The organism is Streptomyces sp. NPDC058773, assembly GCF_042746015.1.
Lineage (GTDB): Bacteria > Actinomycetota > Actinomycetes > Streptomycetales > Streptomycetaceae > Streptomyces.
Window position 1 is genome coordinate 22534 of the sequence record NZ_JBHYPE010000066.1, and the last position, 8888, is coordinate 31421.

Annotated in this window: 8 protein-coding genes; 3 read left to right on the forward strand and 5 right to left on the reverse strand. The window is 72.6% G+C overall.

Annotated features, from left to right (window positions below; genetic code table 11):
* Positions 1–70: 70 nt before the first annotated feature.
* The gene (locus ACFW5B_RS33110; protein ID WP_386448034.1) at positions 71–445 is read left to right on the forward strand and encodes a hypothetical protein; all 375 of its coding nucleotides are present in this window, start codon (positions 71–73) and stop codon (positions 443–445) included.
* Between the two features lie 24 nt (positions 446–469).
* Here ACFW5B_RS33110 and hutH read toward each other — a convergent pair whose 3' ends face one another.
* The 5 genes from hutH to ACFW5B_RS33135 form a co-directional block, all read right to left on the reverse strand.
* Entirely contained in the window at positions 470–2014 is a 1545-nt protein-coding gene (gene hutH / locus ACFW5B_RS33115; protein ID WP_386448037.1) for a histidine ammonia-lyase, read from the reverse strand.
* A gap of 105 nt (positions 2015–2119) precedes the next feature.
* A complete protein-coding gene (locus tag ACFW5B_RS33120) occupies positions 2120–3247 on the reverse strand; it encodes a diguanylate cyclase domain-containing protein (protein WP_386448059.1) in 1128 nt (375 codons plus the stop codon).
* Between the two features lie 224 nt (positions 3248–3471).
* Entirely contained in the window at positions 3472–4272 is an 801-nt protein-coding gene (locus ACFW5B_RS33125) for an enoyl-CoA hydratase/isomerase family protein (protein WP_386448040.1), read from the reverse strand.
* A gap of 193 nt (positions 4273–4465) precedes the next feature.
* Positions 4466–5620, reverse strand: coding sequence for an adenylate/guanylate cyclase domain-containing protein (locus ACFW5B_RS33130; RefSeq protein WP_386448042.1), 1155 nt, complete (start codon positions 5618–5620; stop codon positions 4466–4468).
* 222 nt (positions 5621–5842) lie between these two features.
* Positions 5843–6775 carry a biotin--[acetyl-CoA-carboxylase] ligase gene (locus ACFW5B_RS33135; RefSeq protein ID WP_386448045.1) on the reverse strand — a complete coding sequence of 311 codons (933 nt, stop codon included), beginning with the start codon at positions 6773–6775 and terminating at the stop codon, positions 5843–5845.
* Between the two features lie 131 nt (positions 6776–6906).
* On the opposite strand from ACFW5B_RS33135, the gene ACFW5B_RS33140 reads away from it, so the two are divergent.
* Positions 6907–8496 carry an acyl-CoA carboxylase subunit beta gene (locus ACFW5B_RS33140; protein WP_386448048.1) on the forward strand — a complete coding sequence of 530 codons (1590 nt, stop codon included), beginning with the start codon at positions 6907–6909 and terminating at the stop codon, positions 8494–8496.
* 47 nt (positions 8497–8543) lie between these two features.
* Positions 8544–8756, forward strand: a complete 213-nt coding sequence (locus tag ACFW5B_RS33145) for an acyl-CoA carboxylase epsilon subunit (RefSeq protein WP_386448050.1) — start codon at positions 8544–8546, stop codon at positions 8754–8756.
* The last annotated feature ends 132 nt before the right edge of the window (positions 8757–8888 follow it).

The window sequence follows — 8888 nt, forward strand, 5'->3', positions numbered from 1 at the left end:
CGACCCGCGGCGGTCATTAACATCTGAGGTCAACGGCCAATTTGCCGAACCCACAAGGGGGATGCCTTCCGTGACGGCACGACGACCACTACTGACCGCCGCGGCCGCGGGATCGGTGCTGTTCGCCCTGTGGTTCGTGCCCTCCGCCAATGCCACCGCGGGAGATGACGGCGCGTCGGGTTCCGCCCTGCGGGTGGCGGCCGGACCGGACCTCGCCGACCGCACCGCCGACGTGGCACGGAACACCGCCGACGGCCCGTCGGCCACCGCGCACGACAGCGCCACGGGCAGCGGCACCGCAAACCCCGCCGGCGCCCCGCACTTCCTCGCCGACACCGGCAGCCCGGACACCACGCCGTATGTGATCGGCGGCGTCGGCTGCCTCGCGCTGGGCGCCGGCCTGGTCAGCTACTCCGTCCGCCGCACCCGCGACGAGACCTGCTGAGACCGGACGGCGCCCCCGCCGCCGTCAGGCCAGTGCGCCGGTGACCGGCTCCACGGCCGCCACCAGCTTCCCGCCCCGCACGAACGTGTACGCGCGCTCCAGGTCCGGCGCCAGGAAGCGGTCCTCGCCGGGCCCCTGGATGCCCGCACCGCGCACCGCGTCCAGTACGGCGCGGGTGGCGGGAGCCGGTGTCAGGCCCTCACGCATCTCGATGGCGCGGGTCGCCGCGTAGAGCTCGACGGCGATGATCCGGGTCAGGTTGTCGACCGCGGTGCGCAGCTTGCGCGCCGCCGACCAGCCCATCGAGACATGGTCCTCCTGCATCGCGGAGGACGGGATGGAGTCCACCGACGCGGGTGCGGCCAGCCGCTTCAGCTCGCTGACCAGCGCGGCCTGGGTGTACTGGGCGATCATCAGGCCGGAGTCGACACCCGGGTCGCCGGCCAGGAACGCGGGCAGCCCGTGTGAACGGTTCTTGTCCAGGAGCCGGTCGGTACGGCGCTCGGCGATGGAACCGAGGTCGGCGGCGGCGATGGCCAGGAAGTCCAGGACGTAGGCGACCGGGGCGCCGTGGAAGTTGCCGTTGGACTCGACCCGGCCGTCGGGCAGGACGACGGGGTTGTCGACGGCGGCGGCCAGCTCGCGGTCGGCGACCAGCCGGGCGTGGTCGAGGGTGTCCCGGCCTGCGCCCGCGACCTGCGGCGCGCAGCGGATGGAGTAGGCGTCCTGGACGCGCGGGGCGTCGTCCTGGTGGTGACCGGTGAAGCCCGAACCGGCCAGCACCTTGGCCATGTTGGCGGCGGAGGCGGCCTGTCCGGGGTGCGGGCGGATGGCGTGCAGCTCGGGCGCGAGGACCTTGTCCGTGCCGAGCAGCGCCTCCAGGGAGAGCGCCGCGGTGATGTCCGCCGAGGTGAACAGCCGGGCGAGGTCGGCGCAGGCCATCACGAGCATGCCGAGCATGCCGTCGGTGCCGTTGAGGAGGGCCAGGCCCTCCTTCTCGTGCAGCTCGACGGGCTCGATGCCGTGCGCGGCCAGCAGCTCACCGGCCGGCCGTACGACACCGTCGGGGCCCTCCGCGTCGCCCTCGCCCATCAGCGCCAGCGCACAGTGGGAGAGCGGCGCGAGGTCGCCGGAGCAGCCGAGCGAGCCGTATTCGTGGACCACGGGGGTGATGCCGGCGTTGAGGAGGGCGGCCATGGTCTCGACGACCAGCGGGCGGACCCCGGTGTGCCCGGAGGCGAGCGTCTTCAGCCGCAGGAACATCAGCGCGCGGACGACCTCCCGCTCGACCCGCGGGCCCATCCCGGCCGCGTGCGAACGCACGATGTTGCGCTGGAGCTGGACCCGCAGCTCGGGGCTGATGTGGCGGACGGCGAGGGCACCGAAGCCGGTGGAGACGCCGTAGACGGGGTCGGGCTTGGCGGCGAGTTCGTCGATGAAGGCGCGGGAGGTGGCGACGGCCGCGAGGGCTTCCCCGGACAGCTCGATCCGGGCCGCGCCCCGAGCCACCGCGATGACGTCCTGTGCGGTCGTGCCGGACGTCCCCAGCACCACAGTGTGCATATCCATATTCAGGAACCCTAGAGACTGAATCGCCGGATGTCACCACCGGATTTCACGATCACCCCTTACCCGGTGTCCGCGGGCGGCCGGTACGGCCACCGGGAAACCTCCTCACCTCCGGAAGCGCCGCCGCTCCGGCCCGGACCGCCGGTCCGGGGCGTCCGCGAGCCGGACGACGGGGTCATCCTTGCCGCCGTGCCGCCCGGCGATCACCGGTTCGCCCGACTTGGCCGCCTTGGCCTTGTACTGCGCGGCGTCCGCGAGCCGGAAGAGCCGGCGGGCGCTGCGCACCGGGCCGATCGGGTCGCCGGTCGAGGCGACCCCGACCGCGACCCCCTCGCCGAGGTCCAACTCCCCCGCCCGGTCGCACAGTTCACCGGCCACCTTGACCACCTCGTCGGCCGGCGGCCCCACCGCCAGCAGACAGAACTCGTCGCCGCCGAGCCGGGCGGCGAGCGTGCCCGGCAGCATCGCGCCGCACAGCGACAGCACCGAGCCGAAGCGCTCCAGCAGACGGTCGCCGACCGCATGGCCGCGCGAGTCGTTCACCCGCTTCAGCCCGTTGAGGTCGCACACCACCAGGCTGACCACCACCTCGTCCCTGCGGTGCAGCTCCAGCGCCTCGTCCAGCCGCATATCGACGGCGCGGCGGTTGGCGAGGCCGGTCAGCGCGTCGGTGAAGGCCAGCCGGCGGGCCTCCGCGAGCCGCTCGGTCTGCGCGATCCCGGCGGCCGTCACCGCGGCCAGCACGCTCGCGAAGTCGGCGTCCGCCCGGCCGAACACCGGCTCCCCCGTCCCCCGCGCGACATACAGCTCGCCCCACGCCCGCCCGTGCAGCACGATGGGCGCCACCACGCAGCAGCCCCGGCCGCGGCGGCGCAGCGCGGCCATCCGCTCACGGTTGCCGCCACCACCCCCGGCCGGACCCTCGTCCACGGCTCCGGTCGCCGGTCCGCCGAACGGCCCCTCCGCGGTCTCCACCCAGGCGCTGGGCTCCCCGCCGCCCGCCCACTGCTCGTGCAGAAAACCGACGATCTCCGGGAACTCATGGACGGGGTAGCTCTCGTCGTCCGGGAACTCCTCCTCACCCTCGGCGAGTTCGCCCGTATTGACCAGCACCCGCAGCTTCCCCAGCTCGCGCTCCCATTTCGAGATCGCCGCGAAAGAGCCGTTCAGAGCCTGGCGCACACCCAGCGCCGCGGCGTGCGCCGATTCGCGCGGTGTGTGCGCGGCCGCCATCGCCTGCGCCAGCTCCACCACGGCCCGCAGCCTCGCATCGCCCTCGCCCGTCACCGGATCCTCGCATTCCGTCACCGTGAGCACGCTCTGTATTACAGCGTAGGAATGTTTAACCCCTTTCGCCCCTTTCCGCGCGCGATCGACACCCGGGCGTTATGCGCGTCATTCCTGGTCGGGCGGCCGGGGAGGTGACAGGGCCGGGCCTTACGGTGCGTGACGCCGCCTCACTCCCCGGGCCAGTCCGGGTCCCGCTTCTCATTGAAGGCCGCCACACCCTCCGCCCGGTCCCCGGAGAAGGCCACGCTGCGCCAGGCGCCGTCCTCCACCTCCAGGCCCGCCCGCAGGTCCAGCCCGTGCCCCAGCCGCAGCGCGCGCTTGGCGGCCCGCAGGCCGACCGGCGAATTGCGGGCGATCCGGGCCGCCAGCTCCAGCGCCTCGGCCCGGTCCTGCCCGTCCGCCGCCAGCTGGTCGACCAGCCCCAGCTCCACGGCCTCGGGCGCCGGCACCCGGCGCGCGGTGAACACCAGCTCGGCCGCCCGCGCCGCGCCCACCCGGCGCGGCAGCAGCTGGGTGCCCCCGCCGCCCGGGATGACCCCCACCGACACCTCCGGCAGGCCGACCACGGCGGTGCCGTCGGCCACGATCAGATCGCAGGCCAGCGCCAGTTCGAAGCCGCCACCGAGCGCGAAGCCGTGCACCGCGGCGATGGTGGGCACGGGGAGTTCCAGTACGCCCGTGTAGGCGGCGCGGGTGTGCGGACGCTGGCGCATCAGGTCGGCGTCCGTGAAGGAGTTGCGCTCCTTGAGGTCGGCGCCCACGCAGAACGCCCGCTCATGGGTGGAGCTGAGGACCACCGCCCGGACGGAGCGGTCCGCGGACAGCTCGGCGCAGGCCTGCGCCAGGCTGTCGGCCATGGCCGTGGAGACGGCGTTCATGGCCTTGGGGCGGTCCAGGACCAGCTCCGCCACGAAGCCGTGCCGCTCGATGGCGACCCAGCCGTCCGCACCGAACCGTTGCCCTTGCATACAGCCCTCCCTGTTAACGGTCGTTGACCTGACGGGGGGATCATGTCAGCTGGCGGCCGGGAGCAACAGGACGGACTTCCGGCTGTGGATAACCGGGCGCTGCGGACAGGCGGGAGCTGTGGACAGGGCACGGCGCGGTACCGGCCGGTGGCCGGTGGTCACCGGACCGTGCTGCCGCTCCAGGCCCGCCGCCTCAGTCCCGCCGGGTCAGCAGCCACGGCTCGACGACACCCAGGCCTCGCACCGGGCGCTGCCACATCGGCTGGAGGGCGAAGCGGTACGTCGGGGGCGGGGCGCCGGTGCCTTCCTCGGCCGCCTTCTCCGCCGCCGCGGCCTCCGCCTCGGAGACCGGCGCGTCACCGATCCGGCCCAGCTCCTCGGCGAACGCCTGGTCCACCAGCACGGTGTCCTTCGGCGCTATCGACGTGAGCCGGCTGGCGAGGTTGACGGTCGTGCCGAACACATCGCCCATCCGGGTCGTGACCGTACCGAAGGCGATGCCGACCCGCAGCTCCGGCATGGTCTCGTCGTGGGCCATCGTCTCGATCAGCCGCAGCCCGATCTCGGCGGCGATCCCGGCGTCGTCGGCGGCGAAGAGGACCTCGTCGCCGAGGGTCTTGATGAGCCGGCCGCCGTGCGCGGCCACCAGGTCGGAGCAGGTGGTCTCGAACGCCTCCACCAGCTCGCCCAGTTCCTCGTCCTCCAGGCGGCGGGTCAGCCGGGTGAAGCCCACCAGGTCGGCGAAGCCGACGGCGAGGCGGCGGTCGACCATCTCGACGTCGTCCTGGGCCCGCACGACGCGGCCGGTGGCGGCGGCGAGCTGGCGCCGCCAGACGTAGACCAGGAACTCCTCCAGCTCGGGGAGCAGCAGCTCGACCAGCGGATAGGTGATTTCCGTACGGGTCAGGCCGGAGTCCTGGGGCTCGGTGAGGCCCTCCAGGAAGGAATCGATCTGCCAGTCGGCCAGACGGGCGGTGGTCTGCCCCGTGGAGCGGGCGACCTGGATGGCCATGGCCTCGCTGAGCAGACCGGCCTCGACCAGACCGGCGAGGCGGCGCAGGGCCAGCACATCGGCCTCGGTCAGCGCCTTGACCTGGCCGATGTCGGCGAAGCCCATGGCACGCCAGAAGCGGGCCGCGAGATCCATCGAGACGCCGGCGCCGCGGGCCGCCTGGAACGGCGTGTAGCGGCGGTCGGCGCCGAGGATGAGTTGTTCGAGGCGGACGGCGATGTTGTTCTCGTCGCTCTCGTCGGCGGCCCCCGGGGGGTCACCGACGGGGATGTTGCGCAACGCCTCGTCCTCGGTGTCCGTATCGCGCGAGGCGGCGCCCGAGTCGTCGGCGGTCACCGGCCGCTCCCTGTCCGATCCCTGCGCACTGCCCTTCCGATCACTGCTCGCCGGTGGTCCGCTCCCTGGCGGACCGCCTCAACGATACGGCAGGTGTGCTCTGGCTCACTCTCACATGTCGGCCCTGACCAAGGAAGAGGCAGGCATGCCTCGGCGCGGCGAGTGCCGTGGTAGAGGAGGTGGACGGCCGCCCCGGACCGGGTGCGCGGGGCCCGTCCGGCCTCACGTTTCCGGGGAGTCATCGCCCTGGGGCCGGGGCGTCGCGGGGCGCAGATGGACGATGTCACCGGCGCCCACCGGCTGCTGTACGCCGTCCGCGGTGGCCAGCACCAGGCGGCCGTCGGTGTCGATGGCCACCGCCTCGCCGGTGAGGGCGGTGCCGCCGGGGAGTTCGGCGCGTACCGAACGGCCCAGGGTGGCGCAGCCGGCGGCGTAGGTCTCCTGGAGGCGGCCGGCACCGGGGTCGCCGTCGCCGGCCTGCCAGGTGGTGTACCACTCCTCCAGCGAGCGGAGGACGGCGCGCAGCAGCGGGTCGCGGTCGGTGGTGCGGGCGCCCGCCATGGCCAGGGAGCCGGCGGTGGGCACGGGGAGTTCGTCGGCGGTGAGGGAGACGTTCAGGCCGATGCCGATGACGACGCCGGAGCCGGCGCGCTCGGCGAGGATGCCGCCCACCTTGCGTTCGGCGGTGCCCGCGGCCCCCTCCGGGCCGGCGACGTCCTCGGGGAGGGTCACCAGGACGTCGTTGGGCCACTTGAGGGCCGTGTCGACACCGGCCGCCTTGGACAGCGCGGTGGCGGTGGCGACTCCGGTGAGCAGCGGGAGCCAGCCCCAGCGCTCCACGGGGACGCGCGGCGTGAGGTAGACGGAGAAGAAGAGGCCGGAGCGCGGGGGCGCCGACCACACGCGGTCGAGGCGGCCGCGGGCGGCGGTCTGCTCCTCGGCCACCAGGACGGCGCCCTCGGCCGCCCCCTCGGCCGCGCGCGCCGCCAGATCGCTGTTGGTGGAGCCGGTGGCGGGAACGACGTCCAGGGCGGTCCAGAGCCCGCCGGGGCGCACCAGGGCGCGGCGCAGCGCCGTGGCGTTCAGCGGGGGGCGGCCCAGGTCGCTCCAGCGGCCGGCGTCTTTGTCCCGGTTTTCCGGTGGTTGAGGCGTCATGGAACCAGCCTAGGTGTGGTCAACGACGCAGTGCCGCTGAGCAGTCCCGCGGATACGCTACGAATCGGTAGCCAAACCCGTACCACCCTCAGTACGAGCACCAGTCCAGGACGAGCAGGAGCCGCATCCCGATGTCCGAGCCGGAAGCAAACATCCACACCACCGCGGGCAAATTGGCGGATCTGCAGCGGCGGGTCGAAGAGGCCACGCATGCCGGTTCCGCCCGCGCGGTGGAAAAGCAGCATGCGAAGGGGAAGTTGACGGCGCGTGAGCGCATCGATCTGCTGCTGGACGAGGGCTCGTTCGTCGAGCTGGACGAGTTCGCGCGGCACCGGTCGACCAACTTCGGAATCGAGAAGAACCGGCCGTACGGCGACGGTGTCGTCACCGGTTACGGCACCGTCGACGGGCGGCCGGTGTGCGTCTATTCGCAGGACTTCACGATCTTCGGCGGGTCGCTGGGCGAGGTCTACGGCGAGAAGATCGTCAAGGTGATGGACTTCGCGCTGAAGAACGGCTGCCCGGTCGTCGGGATCAACGACGGCGGCGGGGCCCGGATCCAGGAGGGCGTGGTCGCCCTCGGTCTGTTCGCGGAGATCTTCCGGCGCAATGTGCACGCGTCGGGTGTGGTGCCGCAGATCTCGCTGATCGTCGGCCCGTGCGCGGGCGGTGCGGTGTACTCCCCCGCGATCACCGACTTCACGGTCATGGTCGACCAGACCTCGCACATGTTCATCACCGGCCCGGACGTCATCAAGACCGTCACGGGTGAGGACGTCGGCTTCGAGGAGCTGGGCGGCGCCCGGACGCACAACACCACCTCGGGCGTGGCGCACCACATGGCGGGCGACGAGAAGGACGCCATCGAGTACGTCAAGGGCCTGCTGTCCTACCTGCCGTCCAACAACCTCTCCGAGCCGCCCGCCTTCCCGGAGGAGGCGGACCTGGAGACCTCGGACGTCGACCGCGAGCTGGACGTCCTGATCCCGGATTCGGCGAACCAGCCGTACGACATGCACGTGGCGATCGAGCACGTCCTGGACGACCACGAATTCCTGGAGACCCAGCCGCTGTTCGCGCCGAACATCCTGACCGGCTTCGGGCGGGTCGAGGGCCATTCGGTGGGCATCGTCGCCAACCAGCCGATGCAGTTCGCCGGCTGCCTGGACATCAAGGCGAGCGAGAAGGCCGCGCGGTTCGTGCGGACCTGCGACGCCTACAACATCCCGGTGATCACCTTCGTGGACGTGCCCGGCTTCCTGCCCGGGACGGACCAGGAGTACGACGGGATCATCCGGCGCGGCGCCAAGCTGATCTACGCCTACGCGGAGGCCACGGTCCCGCTGATCACGGTCATCACGCGCAAGGCGTTCGGCGGCGCGTACGACGTCATGGGCTCCAAGCACCTGGGCGCGGACCTCAACCTGGCCTGGCCGACCGCGCAGATCGCCGTCATGGGCGCGCAGGGCGCGGTCAACATCCTGCACCGCCGCACGCTGGCCGCGATCGAGGACCCGGCCGCGCAGGACCAGCGGCGCCAGGAGCTGATCCAGGAGTACGAGGACACCCTGCTCAACCCGTACGTCGCGGCCGAGCGCGGGTACGTCGACGCGGTGATCATGCCGTCCGAGACGCGCCGGCACATCGTCCGCGGGCTGCGCACGCTGCGCAACAAGCGCGAGGCGCTGCCGCCGAAGAAGCACGGCAACATCCCGCTCTGACCGGCAGACCAGCGGAACAGCGGAACCGGCGAAGGGAGCCGTTCTCCATGATCAAGGTCGTACGGGGCAACCCCACCCCTGAGGAGCTGGCCGCCGCACTGGCGGTGGTACAGGCCCGCGCGGCGGCCGCCGCTGCCGTCGCGCCCGCCAAGGCGGAGCGCGGCACCGAGTGGTCGGACCCCGCGTCCACGGTTCCGGCGCGGTCCCGTATGCCGCATCCGGGGCCGCGGGCCTGGCGGACGAGTTACTGGCCGCATTGACCGGATGACACCCGGTGGCCGACGGCGCCGCCGGGTCGGTGCATGGTGCACTGACTAGTCCGTTTACGTCGTGGGGCCGGGCCTCTCTGCGACGCGAGCCCCCCCCCGGCGCCCGCCCCGCACACAAAAAAT